The organism is Tundrisphaera macrotermitis (assembly GCF_051175315.1).
GTDB lineage: Bacteria > Planctomycetota > Planctomycetia > Isosphaerales > Isosphaeraceae > Tundrisphaera.
In genome coordinates this window covers 6,820,674-6,839,177 of record NZ_CP195100.1, presented here as the reverse complement: position 1 = coordinate 6,839,177, position 18,504 = coordinate 6,820,674, and the positions used below count along the sequence as shown (strand labels likewise).

Below are 18,504 nucleotides of genomic sequence, written 5' to 3'. Positions count from 1 at the left end.
GGATCTCTCTTCGGTCGATCGGGAGGGTCAGGACGCCGCGACCGCCGACACGGCCGGGGCGAGCACGCCCAGGGCATCGGGGTCGATCTCGGCCGTCCAGGGGGGCGAGGCGCCGGGCAGGATCGTCCCGCCGGGGTCGCCGTCGAGCTGCACCGGGACCGGCTCGTCGGCCTCGACCGTCACCCGGCGGACCCGGCGATGGATGATGCCGGGCCGGTTCAGGTGCTGGCCGCACACGACCAGCCAGAGGTAATGGAGGGCGCGGAACGGGCCGGGGTCGCGGAAGACGACCAGGTCGAGCCAGCCGTCGTCCCCCCGGGCCGACGGGGCGAACGGCAGGCCCAGGGCGTAGCGGGGCAGGTTGAAGATGAAGGCCGTCGACCCGGCCAGCGACTCGCGCCGGCCGTCGGCCCCGTCGATCGTCAGGCGGAGGGGCGGGAAGCGATAGCCGAAGCTCGACCGGAGGACCGGCTCGACGTAGGCCACGCGGTGCGTCGGCCGCATCGACCCGGTCCGGCCGACGCGGGCGTTGTGATGCCGCGAGACCACGTCGGCATCGAAGCCGATGCCCGCCATCAGCGCGAACCGGCGCGAGCCGACCCGGCCCAGGTCCATGGTCGTCGCCTCGCCCGAGGCGATCCGCTCGGCGGCCCGCCTGGGGTCGCGGACGAACTTGAAGTGGCGGGCGAACAGGTTCTCCGTGCCCACCGGCAGCACGGCGATCGGCACGGTGGGGCGCTCGTTGATCAGGTCGGCGACCGTGCCGTCCCCGCCGGCCGCCACCAGGCATCGGCAATGTTGGGCCGCCGTCGCGTCGGCCACCAAGGCCTCGCGCTCCGGCAGGGTCCAGGCGATCCGGGTTTCCAGCCCGAGTTTCTCCAACTCGCGGGCCAGGCGATCGACGGCCAGCCGCCCGGCGCCCCGGCCGGATGCGGCGTTGGCCGCGATGCCGACCCAGTCGCGCCCGTGGTTCGCTTCGGCCTCCCAGCCCTCCCGGGCGGGCGACGCCCCCCCCGGTCCCGAGTCGATCTGGAGCCGATTTGCCATGCCGATCCCCTTCCGCACCGGGCCGCGTCCCGCCGCGGGCATCGAGGCCCGCGCGGCAACCGGCCCATGCTATCGAGGCCGGGCCCGTCGGGTCAATCGACCGACGCCGGCCGGGTCATGGCCGGTCGGCCGGTCCTTCGAGTTCGGCGAGTCGCCGTTCGTACTTGGCCAGGATGCCCGGCATGATCCCCGCGACCCGGCGGGCCCCCCGGAGGCGGATGGCCGCGAAGGCCGCGAACTCCAGCCAGATCAGGACCGCGAACCAGGGGCTGACGGCGATCGCCGCGTAGGCGAAGATCCCCGCCCCGATGAGATACTGGAGGCTCAGCCGGACGGCCCGCCGCGTGTCCGACGACCCCGGATGGCGGTACGCGTCGAGGACGAGCCGTTCTTCCGGGGTGAACATGGTCGAGTCGCGATCGGTCATGGATTCTGCCACTCCGGGTCGGTCAGCGCGACCTTCCCGGGAGCGTTGCCCTTCTCCCACACGATGCGAGCCCCCAGGATCAGGACGACGGCGAGGAACAGATTCCCGACGATCGGCCCGATCAGCAGTACCGGGTTCAGCGCGGGGGCCGAGACGACCTTGAACACCAGTTCCAGGCCGCAGAGGGCGGCGGCCACATACATGACGATGGCGAGAACCCTGGCACGTCGCCCGCTCATCGGCTCATCTCCTCGCCCGGGACAGATGGGGGACGACCCCAGTGTCCCAGGACGGGGCTCGTCATGCCATCGGCTTGACCTGATCCGGGCCGTCGACGTCGAAGCTCACGCCCTGCGCCAGGGGGAGGGTGGTCGAGTAGTTGACCGTGTTGGTGGCCCGGCGCATGTAGGCTTTCCAGGCGTCGGAGCCGGATTCGCGGCCGCCGCCGGTCTCCTTCTCGCCGCCGAAGGCGCCGCCGATCTCGGCGCCGCTGGTGCCGATGTTCACGTTGGCGATGCCGCAGTCGCTGCCAGCCGCCGACAGGAACAGTTCCGCCTCGCGGACGTCGTTGGTGAAGATGGCACCGCTCAGCCCCTGCGGGACGCCGTTGTGGATCGCGATCGCCTCGTCGAGCGTCCGGTATCGGAAGCAATATAGGATCGGGGCGAACGTCTCGTGCTGGACGATCGCCGCCGAGGGATCTAGCCCCTCGACGATCGCCGGCGCGGCGTAGAATGCGGCCTCGCCGCCGACGTCGGCCCGCGTGCCGCCGGAAACGGTCCCGCCCGCCTGGCGGGCTTGCTGCAGCGCGGATTGCATCGCCTCGAACGCATCCCCGTCGATCAGGGGGCCGAGCAGGGTGCCCGGCGTCCGTGGGTCGCCGATCTTGACCCGGCCGGCGATCTCCCGGATCCGGGGGACGATCGCGTCGTAGATGGTCTCATGCACGATCAGGCGGCGCAGGGTCGTGCAGCGCTGGCCGGCGGTGCCGAAGGCCGAGAAGGTGATGGCCCGGACGGCCAGCTCCCGGTCGGCCGACGGCGCGACGATCATCGCGTTGTTGCCGCCGAGTTCGAGGATGCTCCGCCCGAACCGTCCGGCGACGACCCGGCCGACCTCGCGGCCCATCCGGGTCGATCCCGTGGCGCTGACCAGGGGGACCTTGGGCGACGCCGCGAGCGCCTCGCCGACCTCCCGACCGCCGATCACCAGGGACACGACCTCGGCCGGGATCCCGAGGTCGGCCGACTCGCGGATCGCCTCCAGGACGATCGCGTGGGTGGCCAGGGCCGTCAGGGGGGTCTTCTCGCTCGGCTTCCAGACCACGGGGTCGCCGCAGACCAGGGCCAGCATCGCGTTCCAGGCCCAGACCGCCACCGGGAAGTTGAAGGCGCTGATCACGCCCACGACGCCGAGCGGGTGGTACTGCTCCATCATCCGGTGGCCGGGCCGCTCGCTGGCGATGGTCAGGCCGTGGAGCTGGCGCGACAGGCCCACGGCGAAGTCGCAGATGTCGATCATCTCCTGGACCTCGCCCAGGGATTCGCTGGTGATCTTGCCCGCCTCCAGGGTCACGACCTCGGCGAGGTCGGCCTTGCGCTCGCGGAGCTTCACGCCGATCCGCCGGACCAGCTCGCCCCGGATCGGGGCGGGGATGACCCGGAGCTTGAGGAAGGTGGCGTGGGCGGCGTCGATGGCGGCGTCCACGTCGGCGGCGGTCGCCCCGGCGATCGTGGCGAGCGTGGCCCCGTCGATCGGCGACCGGGCGACGATCGGCGCCCCGGAGCCGGGGCGGGCGGTCGCCCCGATCGCGGTGGCGGCGGGGCGGTCGGGGATGGAAAACTTGCGGAGCAGGTCCATCGTCGGGCGTCCTCGTTCGATCATCTCTGGGCCACGTCGTAGGAGACGCCGAAGCGGTTGGCGAGGAAGTCCTTCAGGGAGACCTGCTCCTGCTTGACGAACCCCTGCGTGGGCAGCTGCCCGGCGACGTGCATGTCGAGCACGGCGCACATGGCGGCGGCGGTGGTCGTCTGGATGGCGCTGCAGGTCTGGCCCCGGAAGGTGCCGGCGTAGACCTTGCGGGCGTCGGTCATCTCGACGTACCGGCCGTCCTTCACGCCCTTCACGGTGCAGAAGATCAACACGACATCCTGCGGGGTCATCGGCACGGCGCGCTCGAAGATCTCCTTGAGCTGGGCGCGGTGCTCGTTCATCCGGAGGTCGAACATCAGGAACTTCATCAGGTCCCGGTGGCCCCGGTAGCGGACCGTCTTGTAGTTGAGCGTGTGGGCCTTGTCCTGGAGGGTCTCGGCCAGGGTGCCGACGCCGCCGCTGGTGTTGAAGGCCTCGTAGTCGACGCCGTCGAGGCTGAACTGCTCCAGCCCTTCCAGGGGCAGGACGTTGATCAACCGGCCTTCGTGGATCGCCTCGCACGGGTTGCCGTACTCGTTGATCAGGCCGTCGGTCGACCAGGTGAGGTTGTACTTCATCTCGTTGGTCGGGAAGACGGGCAGGGCGCCGACGCGGAGGCGGACCTCGCTGAGGCTGTCGAACTGCTCGGCCAGGGCATAGGCGGCGATCGACACGAAGCCCGGGGCCAGGCCGCACTGGGGCATGAAGATCTGGCCGGGCCGGGCCCGTTCGCTGAAGCCGCGGACGATCCGGGTCGTCTCCACGTCCTCGGTCAGGTCGAAGTAGGAGAGGCCGTGTTCGAGCGCGGCGGCGGCCAGGATCGGGTTCTGGGCGAAGCTGACGGCCGACAGGACCGCCTTGCGGCCGGCCATCGCCCCGGCCAGTTGGGCCGGGTCCATCACGTCGACGATGTCCGTGGAGATGTTCGCCTCGCCTTCGAGGCGGCCGAGCGATTCCGGGTCGACGTCGATCACCCGGACGTCATAATCCCCGGTGTCGGCGAGGAACTTGGCCACGGCCGATCCGATCTTTCCGGCCCCGACGAGCAGCACTGGGTACATCCGCAACCTTCCGAAATGCGTGGACGAAAGCTCCTGGCTCCCTAGAATCATACGGACCTTCGCCCCGCGGACCAAATCGGAGCCGTCGATGTCGACCCACCCCACGCCCTCCCACGCCGATGTGTTGCTGGAATACCACTGGGAACCCCAGCCCGCCGCGGGGGCCTGGGTGGCCGAGGTCGCGGCGAGCCTCCTGGCCGAGGTCCCCTGGGCCGCCGACTTCGCCGATCGGCTGTTCCGCGAGAGCGGCAACCGCTTCGCCGACCTGATCGACACGGTGTTCCTCCCCGGGGGCGACCCCCGGCTCGAAGCGGCGGTCGCGGCCGGGTGGGAGCCCCGCGGCGCGGATGGCGGATTCGCCACCTACGACCAGCCCCGGGGGCTGTTTCCGACGATCGCCGTGGGCGGGACGGGGACGGGCGTCGAGTTGAAGGTCGAGAGCGTGGCCGACTTCCTCGCCGCCCATCGCCTGGTCCGCCCGATCGAGGGGGCCCCGCTGGCCCCGTATCGCCGGGCGGTGGTCGCCGCCGAGGGCCAGGCCACGGTGAGCGTCGCCGAGCGCCACGGCACCCGGGGCTACACCTCCGAGGGGGGCCCGGCCCCGGCCGACGTGCTGGCCGTCGCCGAGGGCTTCCGGCTCCGCCGCCGCGACTTCGTCGACGCGGCCGAGGGGTTCGCCGAGGCCGAACGGCTGATCGACGCGGCCATCGCCCGGGTCGGCCGCGACTACGCCTGCGACCTCTTCTTCGCGGCCGAGCGCGAGTACTGGGCGGGGCGCAACAAGGCCGCGCAGGCCCAGAAGGCCCGCCAGGACCGGCTCGGCATCGGCTGGGCCAACCATGACCACCACACCTACCGGAGCAGCCGCGAGAGCTTCGCCCCGCTGGTCCGGGTGTGGGAGAAGCTGGGTTTGTTCTGCCGCGAGCGGTTCTATGCCGGGCTGGCGGCCGGTTGGGGGGCCCAGGTGATGGAGCACCCGGTCACGCGGATCGTCACCTTCAACGACGTCGACCTCTCCCCGGAAGAGCTGATGGGCGACTTCAGCCACGACGGCCTCGCGCCCCGGGACGCGCTGGCGACCATCGGCCTGTGGTGCGGGCTCCACGGCGAGGCGTTCCTGCAGGCCGGGATGCACCACCTCGAATGCGTCTTCAGCTTCGACGCCCTCAAGGAGCAGCTCGAACGCGAGCACGGCATCCGCACGATGAAGCCGTTCACCGATTTCGCCTATCTTCGCCAGGCGTTCACCGAGGGGGAACGCTGGCGGGTCGACCCGGCCCGGATCGACCGGCTGCTGGCCCGGGGCCTGATCACGCCGGCCCAGGCCGAGGCGTTCCGGGCCGACGGCGCGATCGGATCGCACATGGAGAACCTGGAGCGGAACGACGGATTCAAGGGGTTCAACCAGCACGGGGTGAGCGAGATCATCGCCGCCACCGACCCGCGCCGCCAGGTGCGGCCGGATGCCTTCGACGCCGTGGATTACGAGACGGTCGGGTCGCATTGAATCCCGGAGGTCTCGCCCCATCCCGGCGCGATCGTGCCGATGCGGAGAAACTTTGCATTCCCACGATCGGGAACGTCGATTAAGATTCGCGCGGACGGGCGGGCCGGCCCGAAGGATCGTGCCGGCGCCCGTTTTTCCTGAAGTTGATCGAACGAGGAAGGATTCCTCGACTCATGCGCGATGGCTGGCGTTGGCGCCTCGGGAACTGGGCGCCGTGGCTGATCCTGATCGTGCTGGCATGCCCGGGCTGCGCGACCATGCGCTGGAGGGCCGAGACCGGGGACCTCCGCCCTTGCGGCGAGGGGTTCGCGACCACGGCCGACGGCTGGCGGCTGGGGATGCGGCGGATCCGCCCGGATTGCCCCGACCCGGGCAAGCTCCCGGTCGTGCTCTGCCACGGGCTGGGGCTGAACGGGACCTTCTGGACGATCACCGACCGCCACCTGCCGGGGCAGCTCGCCTCGCAGGGGTACGACGTCTTCATCGTCGACATGAGGGGGTCCGGGGCCAGCCACCGGGTCGGATACAAGGGGATGCTCAACCGGGTCGTCCGCCAGGGGCCGTTCCGCGAGATCGGCTCGGCCGACTGGACCGTGGACGACCAGGCGCGATACGACGTCCCGGCGATCCTCGACTACGTCCGCGCCGAGACCGGCCAGGACCGGGTCAACTGGGTGGGGCATAGCCTGGGCGGGATGCTCATGTTCGCCCACCTGGAGATGACCCGCGAGCCCGACCGGATCGCCAACTTCGTGGACATGGGCGGCGTGGCGATCGTGGTGGACACGCCCGAGGTCCGCGAGATGTACGCCGCCAACAAGGGGTTACGCACCCTGATGACGGTCTTCAGCGCCGGCCGGCTCGGCCGTCCGATGATGTATGGCCGACTCCCCGGCCTGGAGAAGGTCGACCGCTTCTACTACACCGCCGCCAACGTCGACACCCGGACCGTGGACCGCTTCTACGGATACACCCTGGAAGACCCGGGGCCCGGGGCGTTGAAGCAGCTGGAGACCTACCTCAAGAACGGCCGGATGCTCTCGGCCGACCGGACCATCGACTACGCCGCCGGGCTGAACCGGGTGACCACGCCGATCCTGATGGTCGCGGGCGAGGCCGACATCATGGCCGACATCCCGTCGTCGATCCTCACGTTCCAGGCCCTGGGCAGCGCCGACAAGTCGCTCATGCGGTTCGGCCGGCTCGACGGCCAGGAGGCCGACTACGGCCATTGCGACCTCGTCTGGAGCCGCAATGCCCCACGCGAGGTCTTCCCGCCCCTGATCGCCTGGCTCGACATGCGCCAGCCCGGCCATGCGACGATCCGGGAGACCCTCCCCGCCCCCGAGATCGCCCCCGCCGCCGAGGCCTTGACCGTCCACGAGGAGCCGGCCGCCCCGGGAGGCTGATCCCCGGGGCCGGCCCCCGGCCATCAGGCCAGCAGGGCGTCGATGCAGATCTGCGACCAGGTCTCGAACTCGTCGCGGCGGGCGGCCAGGTCGGCCACGGCGATGAACTCGGGGTCGGCCAGCGCGTCCTCGCGGGGGTCGAGGGTGGGCCGGTCGAGGTCGCACAGGTGGACCACCCCCAGGTGGACCAGGCCGACCGGGTTGGTGTCGTCGTTGATCAGCCCCAGCCGGCGAATCGGCCCCAGCTCGGCGGGCAGGGCGACCTCCTCGTCCAACTCGCGGCGGAGGGCCAGCTCGTAGGCTTCTGGCGATCCGCTGCCGTCGGCGTCGGCCTCGGCGACGTGCCCCCCCACGCCCAGCGATCGGAGCCGGCGGAGCCGGGCCTCGCCCGACGACTTGCTCCGGGCATAGGTGAAGACCGACGCCCCGGCGCGGAAGATCACGTAGGGGATGATCTGCTTGAAGCCGGGGTCGTCCTCGACCTCCGACCGGGGCAGGAACCGCACCAGCTCGGGGGTGAGCAGGGCGTCGAGATAGCGGTCGGCGTCGGCGGAGAAGCCCTGGAATCGCCCCAGGCGCTCGAATTCGGCGGTCGGGACCACCATGACCCGTTCGGACATTCCCACGTCAAACCCTTTCCGTTGATCGGGCCGGGCGAGCGTACTCGAACCGGCGCTTGAGCCCGAGGATCGGCTTCTCGAACAGGTGCCAGCTCAGCAGAGCCACGGCGAAGCAGATCGCGAACGTCGAGCCCACCCGGATCAGCCCGGCCGCGGGGTAGGGCACCCCCAGCCCGGCCTGGATCCGGCCCGTGGATAGGATCGCGTTGAGCGACGGCTCCAGCGCGACGTGGTAGAGGTAGAGCCCATAGCTATATCGGCCCAGCGCCCGGAGCGGCCCGAGCCGGAGCGCCCGCCGATAGATCCCGGATGGGTCGAAGGCCACGGTCGCCAGGATCAGCCCGGCGGAGAACAGCGCCAGCGTCGTGTAGCCGACCGTGCTGGTGATCGGGTCGTCGCGGAACAGTCCCCCGTGCCGCCCGATGATCAGCAGCAGGATCGGCCCGGCGACGGCCAGCAGGCCCAGGGCGACCCGGCGCAGCCGCCCGGCATCGGCCCCCGGATCGCGGACCATCAGCGCCGCCAGGCCGCCCAGGGCCAGCGAATCGATCCGGCAGGGGGTCGCGACGTAGGCCGCCTCCGGCGAGGCCGAGGTCAGCAGCAATCCGGCCCGCAGCGCCAGCGCCCCGGCGATGCAGCCCAGGCAGGCCCGGCGCAGCGATCGGGGCGACACCGCATACACCAGCCACGGCCAGACCAGGTAGAAATGCTCCTCGACCGCCAGCGACCAGAGGTGCGGCAGCCAGACGTGGTCCCCCTGGAACGGGGCGTAGCCGGCCACCACGATCCGGAAGTTCGCCAGGTAGGTCCAGAGCCACCCCTGGTTGGCCAGCAACTCCCGATCCCGGTCCGAGTCGAACGGGATGAACCGGGGCAGGATCAGGAGGGATACGGCCAGCAGGCCGAAGTAGGGCGGGAAGATCCGCAACGACCGTCGGGCGAAGAACGTCCGGAAGTAGGTGGGGCTGTCCCGGGTGTCGAGCAGGATCCCGGTGATCAGGAACCCCGACAGGACGAAGAACAGGTCCACCCCGCACCAGAGCGATTCCGCGGCCGAGGCCAGGAACCGGTGGACCGGCGAATCGCCCCGGCCGACGGTGATGTAGTGGTGGAGGAACACCAGGACGATCGCGATGCCGCGGATCCCGTCCAGCTCCAGGATGTGCTTCGGGCGGGATTCCGGCTCGCGGGCGACCGCGGCCCCGGGCCGTGCGGCGGGTGCGGGTGCGGCGGCATCCTCGGCGATCGACGGGGTTCGGGACGATTCCAAGACGCCGGCTCTCCTCGATTCGCGGTCCCGATCCGGGCCATCCTCGGCCCCTCCTACTTGTAAGGAAACTCCGCGCGGGACGGAAGGGGGCATCGGCCGCAGGGCGACGGGCCGGTGCCGCTCCGACGGATTTCCCAGCGCGGCTTTCCTCGCGTTGGACCGGGGGTTGTGTGACTTGTATGATGGACGGCCCGCGCCTTCGCCCGTCGCGGCCTTCCCCCTCTCGGGAGCACTTCGGTGATCGGCAAGACCCTCAACCAGAGATTCACGCTGGACCTGGAGCTGGGGCGGGGGGGCATGGGGTCCGTCTTCCGGGCGACCGATCAGGTCCTCCAGCGGAGCGTGGCGATCAAGATCCTCAAGGATCGCGCCGGCGAGGAGATCTCCCGCAAGATCCGCCTGGAAGCCCAGATCCTGGCCCGGTTGCTCCACGAGAACATCGTCCGCCTGTATGACTTCGGCGAGGCCGAGGGGACATACTTCTTCGTGATGGAGGAGGTCGACGGGTCGAGCTTCTCGCGGAGGGCCAGGCACCTCGACCTGGCCGGCCGGCTGGCCGTGCTCGCCCAGGTGGCCGACGCCCTGGACTATGCCCACCACCAGGGGGTGATCCACCGCGACGTCAAGCCCGCCAACGTCCTGCTGACGGCGACCGACGTCGCCAAGTTGTCGGACTTCGGCCTGTCGCTGACCACCGACGCCGAGCAGAAGACCGGGGTCATCAAGGGGACGCCCCAGTACATGAGCCCGGAGCAGGCCCGGGGCGGCCGGCTCGACTTCCGCACCGACCTCTACTCGCTGGGCATCATGGCCTACGAGTGCGCGACCGGGTCCACCCCGTTCCAGGGCGCGTCGATGGCGGTGATCGCAAACCAGGTACACCAGGCCCCCGAGCCCCCCCGGTCGCGGAACCCGGCGATCTCCCCGGCGCTGGAGGCCCTGATCCTCCGCCTGATCGCCAAGGACCCCGCCGCCCGCCCCGCCACCGGCGCCGAGGCGGCCCGGCTGATCCGCGAACTCCTCCGGTCCGACGCCACCCTGGGCGGCGACGCGACGATCGCGGGCCCTTCGGAGGCCCTGACCGCCCGGATCTCGGTCGCCGGCACGGTCGCGGCCTCCCAGGATCGGGGCGACTTCCTCGACCCGACCGCCGTCGGCCTGGAACTGGCCCCCACGATCGCGGCCAGCGTGGCCGCGCCCGCTTCGCCGGCCCCGGCCGACGATCCCCCCTCGGTGGCGCGGGGGATGCTGGCCGACGTCGTGGCCGACCCGGTGGCCCTGACCCCCGACGAGCGCTACCTCCAGGGGCATTACCTCGCCTATTTCCTGGGCGGGTCCCGGCGGCGGGGGTTCCTCCGCCGTCGCCCGCTCGACCCGCTCAACGCCGACCGGGCCCGCCTGATCCTGGCGATGGCCTGGCTGATGACCGCCGGCCCGACCGACGAGACGGTGGCCCGCGCCGCGATCCTGCTGGAGTCGGACCACGACGTCCGGCCGTCGCTGAGCCCGGTCGTCGTGACCAAGTATCTCAATGCCCGCGACACCCCCGCCAAGCGGAAGCTGTTCCGCACCACCCGCCGGAAGCTGCAGGAGGCCAGCCCCGAGGCCGCCGGCCGGATGACCGACGAGCGGGGCATGCTCAACCCCGGGCTGATCCCCCAGACCCTCGACGACCTCCGCAAGGTGGCCCCGGCCCGGACCGAGGTCGATGACCGGCTGGTCGGCCGGTGGAACCGGGTCGCCGAGGTCTGGCGGGCCCGCCCCGACTTCCGCCGCGCCGTGCTCGGCTACGCGACCCAGTCCGCCTGGCGCGACCCGGCCAGCGCCGACCTCTGGCCCGAGGTCGTCTATCCCCTGATCGAGCGGGCCCGCTGGCAGAGGAAGCTCCGATCCCGGCCCGAGGTGGCCTGGGACCAGCTCCGCGACATCCTCCACCTGCCCGACACCGGGGTCCGGTTCGACCGGGCGATCCGCCGGGTGGTCCCCGCCCAGGTGGTCGAGCAGCTCGACCTGTCGCTGGGCAGCTTCGAAGAGGAGCCCCAGCTCGACGCCGACATCGTCGCCGTCGCCCCGGCCGGGGACGTGCCGGACGGGCGGTCGGGCTCCGTCAGCCTCCACGAGCTGGCCGCCGACGTCGGGCCCGAGAAGGGCGTGGTCCGCCTGGCCGACCCCGACCCGATCCGCCTGACGATGGGCCAGCTCCGCGAGCTGTGGCAGGAGGCCGCCGCCGCCATGAAGACGCCCGGCGCCCGGGTCGGGCACCGGAAGACCGCGATCGGCCCGTACCACCTGGCCGTGATCCCCTCGATCCGCGGCCGGTCCGCCGGCGAGGTCGCCATCCAGGGCATGGGCCACAAGCAGATCGAGATGCTCACCCCCTCGATCCGCCTGGGCTCCGACTCCAGCAAGCCGATCATCGCCGCCTGGGTCTACCGGGACCAGAGCCTGGTGGTGACCTACCTGGACCAGCGGAACGTCCCGCGCTACATTTCCTGGCACGCCCCCACCAACCACCAGACCAACTACGACGACCCCGGCCAGCTCAACAGCGACCTGCTGGTGATCGGCCTGGAGGCGCCCGATCAGCTCGATCGGGCGCTGTCCAAGCGATTCCGGCCCCGCAACAAGGTCTGAAGCCCGCCCTCAGCGGGCGACCTTCGCGTTGTAGCTGGTCATGAGGTTTTTGTAGGCGGGCAGGTGCTCGGCCAGGAGCGAGCCCAGCCCCTCCATGTCCCGCCTCCAGTCGCGCTGGAGTTCGCAGGCGACGGCGAACCAGTTGGTCATGACGGCCCCCGCCTGCGTCATCCGCATCAGGGCGGCGTCCCGGACCGACTTGTTGAACGTCCCGGAGGCGTCCACGACGACGAACACCTGATATCCTTCGCTCAGAGCCGACAGGGTCGGGAACGACACGCAGACGTCGGTCACCACCCCGGCGATGATCAGCTGCTTCCGCCCGGTCGCCTTGATGGCCGCGACGAAATCCTCGTTATCCCAGGCGTTGATCTGGCCGGGGCGGGGGATGAACGGGGCGTCGGGGAACCTTTCCTTCAACTCCGGCATCAGCAGCCCGTTGGGGCCGTTCTCGAAGCTGGTGGTGAGGATCGTCGGCAGTTTGAACAGCTTGGCGATGTCGGCCAGGGCGAGGACGTTGTTGCGGAACTCGTCGGGCGTGTAGTCCTGGACCAGCGAGAGCAGGCCCGCCTGATGGTCCACCAGCAGGACCACGGCATCGTCGATCGACAGGCGATCCGGCGTATTCTGACCGTTCACGGCGTGGATCTCGCGGGGTCTGAAGTTTCGGCGGCCGCCCGGCCGCGCCTCCTCAGTTCTAGGCGTCGGGCCCGGCCAACTCAAGTGAGAGCCGATCGGTGCCCTGGTGGGCATCGGGATACCTTCGCGGGGATCCCGATCAGGGCCGCGCCCGGTTCGCCAGGGCGGCGACCTCGTCGGCCGAGAGCGCCCGGTCGTAGAGCCGCAGGTCGCTCAGGCGCCCCCGGAAATGGTCGTGGCCCCCGATGCCGACCCGCAGCGGGGCCCGGTTGGCGAGGTCCAGCGGCGCCGTGTTGGCGGTCGAGGATGACGAAGCCACGCGCCGGCCGTCGACGAAGATCGAGAGCCGTGCCCCTTCGCGGATGGCCGCCAGGTGCCTCCAACCCGGCTCCAGGGTCCGGTCGTAGGTCGCGCTCTGGCCGACCTCCAGGGCATGGACCCGCCCCGAGGGGAGCGTCCCGCAGAAGAGCCTTCCGTCGAAGACCGCCATCGACCAGGCGCGGCGGTAGCGGACGTCGGGGGTCGGGTCCAGCCGCCCGGTTCGCGTCCAGGAAGTTCCCCCGTCGAACCGATGGACCTCCGCCAGCGGGAGCGTCCCGGCGTAGAGCTTGCCGTTGTGGACGGCCATCCCCATCGCCTCCGTCTCCTCCCCCAGCCGGCCGGCCGACACCCAGCGCTCCCCCCGGTCGAACCGGAACACCCGGCCGTTCGGCCAGGTGCCGACGAATAGCTCGCCGCCGTGGGCCTCGAACGAATACGTCTGCCCGGACTCCTCCAGCGGGGGGAACGTCTCCCAGACCTTTCCGTCGAACCGCGCGACCGAGCAGGTGTCGTAGGAGCCGGCATAGAGATGCCCGTTGAAGACGCCGAGCGGGACGACGCGCCGGCCGTCGTCGGGCAGGGGGCAGGGGTCCCAGGCGTCGCCGCCGCGATGGCGGAACAGGCCCGCCGGCTTGTAGAGCGAGGAGGCGTACAGGCCCCCCCGGAACGCGACCATCCCGCCCACGGCCTCCACGCCGGGCAGCTGGCCGCAGTCGGCCCACCGGCCGTCGCCTTCGAGGCGGAAGACCTTGCCGCCGGGGTTCGCGTTGGTCGATTCCGGCAGGGCCGAGCCCGCGAGGCGATACCGGCCCGTGCCGGCGTGGAGCTTCCCGCCGAACGAGGCGAGCGAGGTCACGGCGTTGGAGCGATCCGGGGCGCCGCAGTCCACCCACCGCCGTTCGCCGTCGTATCGGTAGACGTGCCCGGCCGCCCCGGGGCCGGCCTCGCAGGTGCCCGCGTAGAGGGTCCCGTCATGCACCGCCAGCGCCATCACGAAGGTGGCGTCGCCGGGCCGCCCCCGGTCGGTCCAGGCGGGCTCCGTGCCCGAATCAACGCCGAAGTGGATGTTGCGGTCGTTCGCCTGGCTGCTCGTCACCCCCGTCCCGCTCTTGATCGACCAGTTCAGGCCGCGGCGGGTCGCGGGGTCGAATTTGCTCAGGAGGTCGCCCGGGGAGTCGTCGGGGTCCTGCTCGGTCCAGGCCCAGACGGCGAGGCTGAAATCCCCGCGGCCGAGTTCGAGCGACGGGTGCGGCGGGATCTCGACGAACGAGGACGTCCCATCGAACCGGGCCGCCGTGCCGGGCCCGCCGTCCGGGCCGGGCGCCGTCAGGTCGACCGCGACGGCCCGGCCGTGGTGGCCCCGCCCCGACGCATCGTTCGCGTCGCCGGCGAACTTCCAGTGGCCGATCGGCCCGGGGGCCTCGGCGCGGGCGGGCGCGCCGGAAAGGGCCGGTGCCAGCAGGGCGGGCGATCCGACGAGGAAGATGATCCGCCCGATCGTCGCGAGTGTCATGGGTCGGCCCGGGGGGTGATTCAGACGCTCGCCGTGGTGTACAGGGGGGTCATGACCTGGCCCGAGGTCAGCCGGATCGGCCGGCCCAGGCGGTCGCGGATCTCGGTGGCCGGATCGACGCCGAGGGCGTGGTAGACGGTCGCGGCCAGGTCGGGCGGTCCGAAGGTGCCGGAGTTGGGATAGGCGCCGATCTTGTCGGACCGGCCGATCACCTGGCCGCCCACCACGCCGCCGCCGGCGAACACGGCCGGGAAGACCTTGGGCCAGTGGTCGCGGCCCGGGACGTCGCCCGGCTTGAGCGGGTGGATGCTGGGCGTCCGGCCGAACTCGCCGAGCATGACCACCAGGGTCTCGTCCAGCAGGCCCCGGCTTTCCAGGTCGTCCAAAAGCGCCGTGACGGCACGGTCCAGGGGCGGGAGGAGGTCGTTCTTGAGCCGGGGGAAGTTGCCGACGTGGGTATCCCAGGTCTGGACGATCCCCATGGTCGCCTGGACCACCGGCACGCCCGCCTCGACCAGCCGGCGGGCGATCAGGAGCGACCGGCCGAACAGGTGCTTGCCGTAGCGCTCGATGACCTTGGGGTCCTCGCCGTCGGGGTCCATCGCCTTGCCCACCGCCCCGTTGCCGAGCATCGCCAGGGCGGCGTCCTGCTGCTCCAGGAATCCGTTGACCGGCCCCTGCAGGGCGGTCTGGCTCAGGAGGTGCCGGCGGCGGTGGAGCCGGTCGGCGTCCAGGCCCTCGGGCAGCGACAGGCTGTCGTCCTTCTTCTCGGGCTTGGCCGGGTCGAGCCGGAGTTGCCAGGGGTCGTGGCGGGGCCCGAGGAACCCCGCGTCTTGCCCCGGCCAGGTCAGCGGCCCCTCGACCAGCCGGAGGGGCAGGGCCACCCCGTTGGGGATCCCGTCGTCGCGGCGGCGGAGGCTGTCCACGACCGCCGCATAGCAGGGGAAGTCGTCGCGGGTGGCGACGCGGTCCAGGTCGCTGGCCCCCCGGGGCACCGACGGGTGGCCGGTCAGGACGTGGTGGACGGCGACGAGGTGGTTCCCCTCCGGGTGCGACATCGACCGCACGATGGCCATCTTGTCGAGCCGCTCCGCCATCATCGGCAGGTGCTCGCAGATCTGGACCCCGGGGATCTTGGTCGCGATCGGCTTGAACTCGCCCCGGATCGTGTCTGGGGCCTCCGGCTTCATGTCGAACGAGTCGTGCTGGCCGAGCCCGCCGCTCAGGAGGATCACGATCACCGACTTCGCCCGTCCCGTCGCGGCGGTCCCCGCCACCCCCCGGCCCGCCAGCAGCCCCGGCAGGCCCATCCCCAGCAGCCCGGAATAGCCGACCTGGAGGAACTGCCGACGGGAGACACCCGCTCGCCCGGCCCGATTCGACTCGCGTCCGCGTCCGACCATGACTGGCAATCTCCGGGGGTTCGATGGGCCGCCGACGGGCCGCGACCGTGGACCGGCCCATCACTATAGAGTTTACCGGCTCGACCGGTCTTGATGTTGAACATTTTCGGCGAAACCGGCGCGTTGACGACACTCCGAGTCGCAAGTACCATGATCCCCATTGAGACTGGATCTCGATCTCACGAACGAGGCCATCTCCATTCGGATCCGACCCCGCCCCGGCCAGTAACCGCCGGCCTTCGACTCCAGGAATCCCACCCCGATGCCCTCGCCCCGGAATCGCCGCGCCTTCACCCTGATCGAGCTGCTGGTGGTGATCGCGATCATCGCGGTCCTGATCGCCCTCTTGCTGCCGGCCGTGCAGGCGGCCCGCGAGGCCGCCCGGCGGTCGCAGTGCGTCAACAACCTCAAGCAAATCAGCTTGGCGCTCCACAACTACAATGACTCCAACAACAGCCTGCCGATGGCCTCGGTCACGGGGGCGGCGGGCGTGTACGTCTCGATCCTCCCGTTCCTCGAACAGACCGCCGTGGCGAATGCTTATAATTTCTCGCTGACGTGGAACCACGCCAGCCTGGGCAACACGACGGTCGCCAAGCTCCGCGTGGCCGCTTATTCGTGCCCGTCCAACCCTGACGCCGGCATGGTGACCCCGGTCGGCGCCACCCCGCAGGTCTCCAACAACGCGACCGGGGACTATTCGTCGCTCCGCAACGCGACCCAGTACGCCGACCACCAGTCGATCTTCGAGCAGAAGAGGAACGCCCAGTTCAGCGACATCACCGACGGCCTGTCCAATACGGTGCTGCAGTACGAGTCGGCCGGGCGGGCCAACTGGTGGACCTACCGGACCCGGAATCCGGGCGGGTCGGTCTATTCCACCAGCTATACCTGGGGGAACATCGAGACCTGGACCAGCAGCGGCAACGCTGGCTGGTTCTTCCCGGTCGCGCTGGGGATGAAGGCCAACGCCGCCCCGGACATCACCTGGTCGGTCGGCTCGGCGATCATCAACATCTCCAACTGGTATGGGGCGCCCTACTCGTTCCACCCCGGCGGGGTGAACATGGCCATGGCCGACGGGTCGGTCCGGTTCGTCCGCGCGGAGACGCCCTACGAGATCATCAGCGCCATCAGCTCCCGCAACGGCGGCGAGATCGTGGGGGAGTTCTGAGCCAACGTTCCGGCCCGGGGACCAACCATGACACGCACGACACTCCGCCGATTCCTGGCCGTTGCCGCCCTGGGCGCGACGGCCGCCTGCTTCGCCCCCGGTTGCGGGGGCGACTGGAAGGCCGCCACCGTGCCCGCCACCGGGCGGGTCACCGTCAACGGCAAGCCGGCTTCCGGGCTGCTCGTCCAGCTGCACCCGATTGGAACGCAGGTCGACGCCCGCAATTCAAGGCCATGGGGCAAGGTCCAGGACGACGGGACCTTCTCCCTGTCGGCCTACGAGGACCGGGAGGGCGTCCCGCCCGGGGATTATGCCGTCACGCTGATCTGGCCCGTCGACTCCTCGGTGATGGGTTCCCCCGACCGCCTGGGCCGTCGCTACGACAAGGCCGACCGGTCCAAGTGGAAGGTCTCGATCAAACCGGGGGAGGATAATGCTCTCCCGCCGATCGACCTGACCGACGTGGCCGTGCAGGAGAAGCCGAAGATCTCGGCCTTCGACAAGCAGGTCCTGATGCCCTGAGCCGCTCGCCCGGCGTTCGGTGCCAAGGCCCCGCGGATCATCGCCGACGCCCGCCGGATCCGAGGGGATCGGCCGCTGAGCATGGGCTCGGGGCCGGTCCCTCGTTGCATTGGCACCCCGTCAGGTCGCCCGCGTCGGGACGCCGGCCCGGGTCACGTCAGGATCGTGGCCCCGTCGAGCACGGGCTCGGGGTGCTCCGGCTTGACGATGTCGACGTAGCGGCCGGCCGGCAGGCGGGTCAGGGCCAGGCAATAGATCAGGCCGCCGGCCAGCAGGCCCACGCTGATGGCCTGCGAGATCGTGAGCCCGGCGAAGTAGGCCCCCTCGTCGTCGCGGAGCCGCTCGATCAGGAATCGGGTGATCGGGTAGGTCACCATCAGGAGCCCCATCACCGCGCCGTCGCGGCGGCGGAGCGGGTAGAAGGCGGTCAGCAACGCGAACAGGATCAGCCCGTCCAGGGTCGAATAGAGCTGGGTCGGGTGGAGCGGCAGCGAGTACGCCGAGCCGGGGGGGATCAGGTTGCGGGCCACCTCGGCCTCCCACGGCGGGGAGAGCCGGGGGAACCGCACCGCCCAGGGCAGGTCGCAGGTGTCGCCGTAGCAGCAGCCGTTGAGGAAGCAGCCGAACCGGCCGATGGCCACGCCGAAGGCCAAAGACGGCGCGATCACGTCGAGCATCGGACGGAGCGGGAACGGCCGAAGCGCCCGGTACAGGAAGAACGTCGCCGTCCCGCCCATGATGCTCCCGTACAGGACGATCCCGCCTTCCCAGATCTTGAAGATGTCCCAGAAGCCGTGGAGCCCCTTCGTCCCCCAGTACTGGAAGACGTAGAACCCCCGGGCGCCGACCAAACCGCCGACGAAGACCCACAACGCCAGGTCGTAGATCACCTCCGGGTCCAGCCCTTCGCGGCGGGCGCGGCGGGCGGCCAGGTGCATCGACCCCAGGAAGGCGAAGAACAGCATCAGGCCATAGCCGAAGATCTTCAGGCCCAGGCCGGGGATTTCGAACAAGATTTGCCGCATGCGTCGTGGGCCTTTCCGATC

Annotated in this window: 16 protein-coding genes; 5 read left to right on the top strand and 11 right to left on the bottom strand. The window is 70.8% G+C overall.

Features of this window, described 5'->3' with window-relative positions:
- Positions 1-27 precede the first annotated feature (27 nt).
- The 5 genes from TA3x_RS27695 to TA3x_RS27675 all read right to left on the bottom strand — a co-directional run bounded on the left by TA3x_RS27695 (position 28) and on the right by TA3x_RS27675 (position 4,446).
- Complete coding sequence (locus TA3x_RS27695; RefSeq protein WP_435017916.1) at positions 28-1,047, bottom strand: diacylglycerol/lipid kinase family protein; 1,020 nt, start codon at positions 1,045-1,047, stop codon at positions 28-30.
- Positions 1,048-1,162: 115 nt separating this feature from the next.
- Complete coding sequence (locus tag TA3x_RS27690; protein ID WP_435017915.1) at positions 1,163-1,474, bottom strand: hypothetical protein; 312 nt, start codon at positions 1,472-1,474, stop codon at positions 1,163-1,165.
- A complete protein-coding gene (locus TA3x_RS27685) occupies positions 1,471-1,713 on the bottom strand; it encodes a hypothetical protein (RefSeq protein WP_435017914.1) in 243 nt (80 codons plus the stop codon). The genes TA3x_RS27690 and TA3x_RS27685 overlap by 4 nt, the downstream gene beginning before the upstream one ends.
- A gap of 61 nt (positions 1,714-1,774) precedes the next feature.
- The gene (gene amaB, locus TA3x_RS27680; RefSeq protein WP_435022448.1) at positions 1,775-3,334 is read right to left on the bottom strand and encodes an L-piperidine-6-carboxylate dehydrogenase; all 1,560 of its coding nucleotides are present in this window, start codon (positions 3,332-3,334) and stop codon (positions 1,775-1,777) included.
- 20 nt (positions 3,335-3,354) lie between these two features.
- Positions 3,355-4,446 carry a saccharopine dehydrogenase C-terminal domain-containing protein gene (locus TA3x_RS27675; protein WP_435017913.1) on the bottom strand — a complete coding sequence of 364 codons (1,092 nt, stop codon included), beginning with the start codon at positions 4,444-4,446 and terminating at the stop codon, positions 3,355-3,357.
- A gap of 88 nt (positions 4,447-4,534) precedes the next feature.
- Here TA3x_RS27675 and TA3x_RS27670 point away from each other — a divergent pair, with 88 nt between their 5' ends.
- Both TA3x_RS27670 and TA3x_RS27665 read left to right on the top strand, forming a co-directional pair.
- Positions 4,535-5,953 carry a hypothetical protein gene (locus TA3x_RS27670; protein ID WP_435017912.1) on the top strand — a complete coding sequence of 473 codons (1,419 nt, stop codon included), beginning with the start codon at positions 4,535-4,537 and terminating at the stop codon, positions 5,951-5,953.
- 173 nt (positions 5,954-6,126) lie between these two features.
- Entirely contained in the window at positions 6,127-7,362 is a 1,236-nt protein-coding gene (locus tag TA3x_RS27665; protein ID WP_435017911.1) for an alpha/beta hydrolase, read from the top strand.
- 23 nt (positions 7,363-7,385) lie between these two features.
- Here TA3x_RS27665 and TA3x_RS27660 read toward each other — a convergent pair whose 3' ends face one another.
- The gene (locus TA3x_RS27660) at positions 7,386-7,982 is read right to left on the bottom strand and encodes a phosphoesterase (protein WP_435017910.1); all 597 of its coding nucleotides are present in this window, start codon (positions 7,980-7,982) and stop codon (positions 7,386-7,388) included.
- Between the two features lie 7 nt (positions 7,983-7,989).
- Positions 7,990-9,252 carry an acyltransferase family protein gene (locus TA3x_RS27655; protein ID WP_435017909.1) on the bottom strand — a complete coding sequence of 421 codons (1,263 nt, stop codon included), beginning with the start codon at positions 9,250-9,252 and terminating at the stop codon, positions 7,990-7,992.
- 237 nt (positions 9,253-9,489) lie between these two features.
- On the opposite strand from TA3x_RS27655, the gene TA3x_RS27650 reads away from it, so the two are divergent.
- Positions 9,490-11,886: a serine/threonine-protein kinase gene (locus TA3x_RS27650; protein ID WP_435017908.1), complete on the top strand. Its 2,397-nt coding sequence runs from the start codon at positions 9,490-9,492 to the stop codon at positions 11,884-11,886.
- Between the two features lie 9 nt (positions 11,887-11,895).
- On the opposite strand, the gene ycaC is transcribed toward TA3x_RS27650, so the two are convergent.
- The 3 genes from ycaC to TA3x_RS27635 form a co-directional block, all read right to left on the bottom strand.
- Positions 11,896-12,525, bottom strand: coding sequence for an isochorismate family cysteine hydrolase YcaC (gene ycaC / locus TA3x_RS27645; RefSeq protein WP_435017907.1), 630 nt, complete (start codon positions 12,523-12,525; stop codon positions 11,896-11,898).
- 139 nt (positions 12,526-12,664) lie between these two features.
- Positions 12,665-14,359 carry a LamG-like jellyroll fold domain-containing protein gene (locus tag TA3x_RS27640; protein WP_435017906.1) on the bottom strand — a complete coding sequence of 565 codons (1,695 nt, stop codon included), beginning with the start codon at positions 14,357-14,359 and terminating at the stop codon, positions 12,665-12,667.
- 20 nt (positions 14,360-14,379) lie between these two features.
- On the bottom strand, positions 14,380-15,762 hold the full coding sequence (locus TA3x_RS27635) for a DUF1501 domain-containing protein (protein ID WP_435017905.1): 1,383 nt from the start codon (positions 15,760-15,762) through the stop codon (positions 14,380-14,382).
- A 262-nt stretch (positions 15,763-16,024) separates the two neighbouring features.
- On the opposite strand from TA3x_RS27635, the gene TA3x_RS27630 reads away from it, so the two are divergent.
- Complete coding sequence (locus TA3x_RS27630) at positions 16,025-16,936, top strand: DUF1559 domain-containing protein (RefSeq protein WP_435017904.1); 912 nt, start codon at positions 16,025-16,027, stop codon at positions 16,934-16,936.
- Between the two features lie 27 nt (positions 16,937-16,963).
- Positions 16,964-17,458, top strand: a complete 495-nt coding sequence (locus TA3x_RS27625) for a hypothetical protein (RefSeq protein WP_435017903.1) — start codon at positions 16,964-16,966, stop codon at positions 17,456-17,458.
- Positions 17,459-17,610: 152 nt separating this feature from the next.
- Here TA3x_RS27625 and lgt read toward each other — a convergent pair whose 3' ends face one another.
- The gene (gene lgt / locus TA3x_RS27620; RefSeq protein ID WP_435017902.1) at positions 17,611-18,483 is read right to left on the bottom strand and encodes a prolipoprotein diacylglyceryl transferase; all 873 of its coding nucleotides are present in this window, start codon (positions 18,481-18,483) and stop codon (positions 17,611-17,613) included.
- Between the last annotated feature and the right edge of the window lie 21 nt (positions 18,484-18,504).

Coding starts and splice junctions, on each gene's coding strand:
- TA3x_RS27695 (WP_435017916.1), bottom strand. CDS start 1,047: ATGGCAAATCGGCTCCAGATCGACTCGGGACCGGGGGGGGCGTCGCCC.
- TA3x_RS27690 (WP_435017915.1), bottom strand. CDS start 1,474: ATGACCGATCGCGACTCGACCATGTTCACCCCGGAAGAACGGCTCGTC.
- TA3x_RS27685 (WP_435017914.1), bottom strand. CDS start 1,713: ATGAGCGGGCGACGTGCCAGGGTTCTCGCCATCGTCATGTATGTGGCC.
- amaB (WP_435022448.1), bottom strand. CDS start 3,334: ATGGACCTGCTCCGCAAGTTTTCCATCCCCGACCGCCCCGCCGCCACC.
- TA3x_RS27675 (WP_435017913.1), bottom strand. CDS start 4,446: ATGTACCCAGTGCTGCTCGTCGGGGCCGGAAAGATCGGATCGGCCGTG.
- TA3x_RS27670 (WP_435017912.1), top strand. CDS start 4,535: ATGTCGACCCACCCCACGCCCTCCCACGCCGATGTGTTGCTGGAATAC.
- TA3x_RS27665 (WP_435017911.1), top strand. CDS start 6,127: ATGCGCGATGGCTGGCGTTGGCGCCTCGGGAACTGGGCGCCGTGGCTG.
- TA3x_RS27660 (WP_435017910.1), bottom strand. CDS start 7,982: ATGTCCGAACGGGTCATGGTGGTCCCGACCGCCGAATTCGAGCGCCTG.
- TA3x_RS27640 (WP_435017906.1), bottom strand. CDS start 14,359: ATGACACTCGCGACGATCGGGCGGATCATCTTCCTCGTCGGATCGCCC.
- TA3x_RS27635 (WP_435017905.1), bottom strand. CDS start 15,762: ATGGTCGGACGCGGACGCGAGTCGAATCGGGCCGGGCGAGCGGGTGTC.
- TA3x_RS27630 (WP_435017904.1), top strand. CDS start 16,025: ATGCCCTCGCCCCGGAATCGCCGCGCCTTCACCCTGATCGAGCTGCTG.
- TA3x_RS27625 (WP_435017903.1), top strand. CDS start 16,964: ATGACACGCACGACACTCCGCCGATTCCTGGCCGTTGCCGCCCTGGGC.
- lgt (WP_435017902.1), bottom strand. CDS start 18,483: ATGCGGCAAATCTTGTTCGAAATCCCCGGCCTGGGCCTGAAGATCTTC.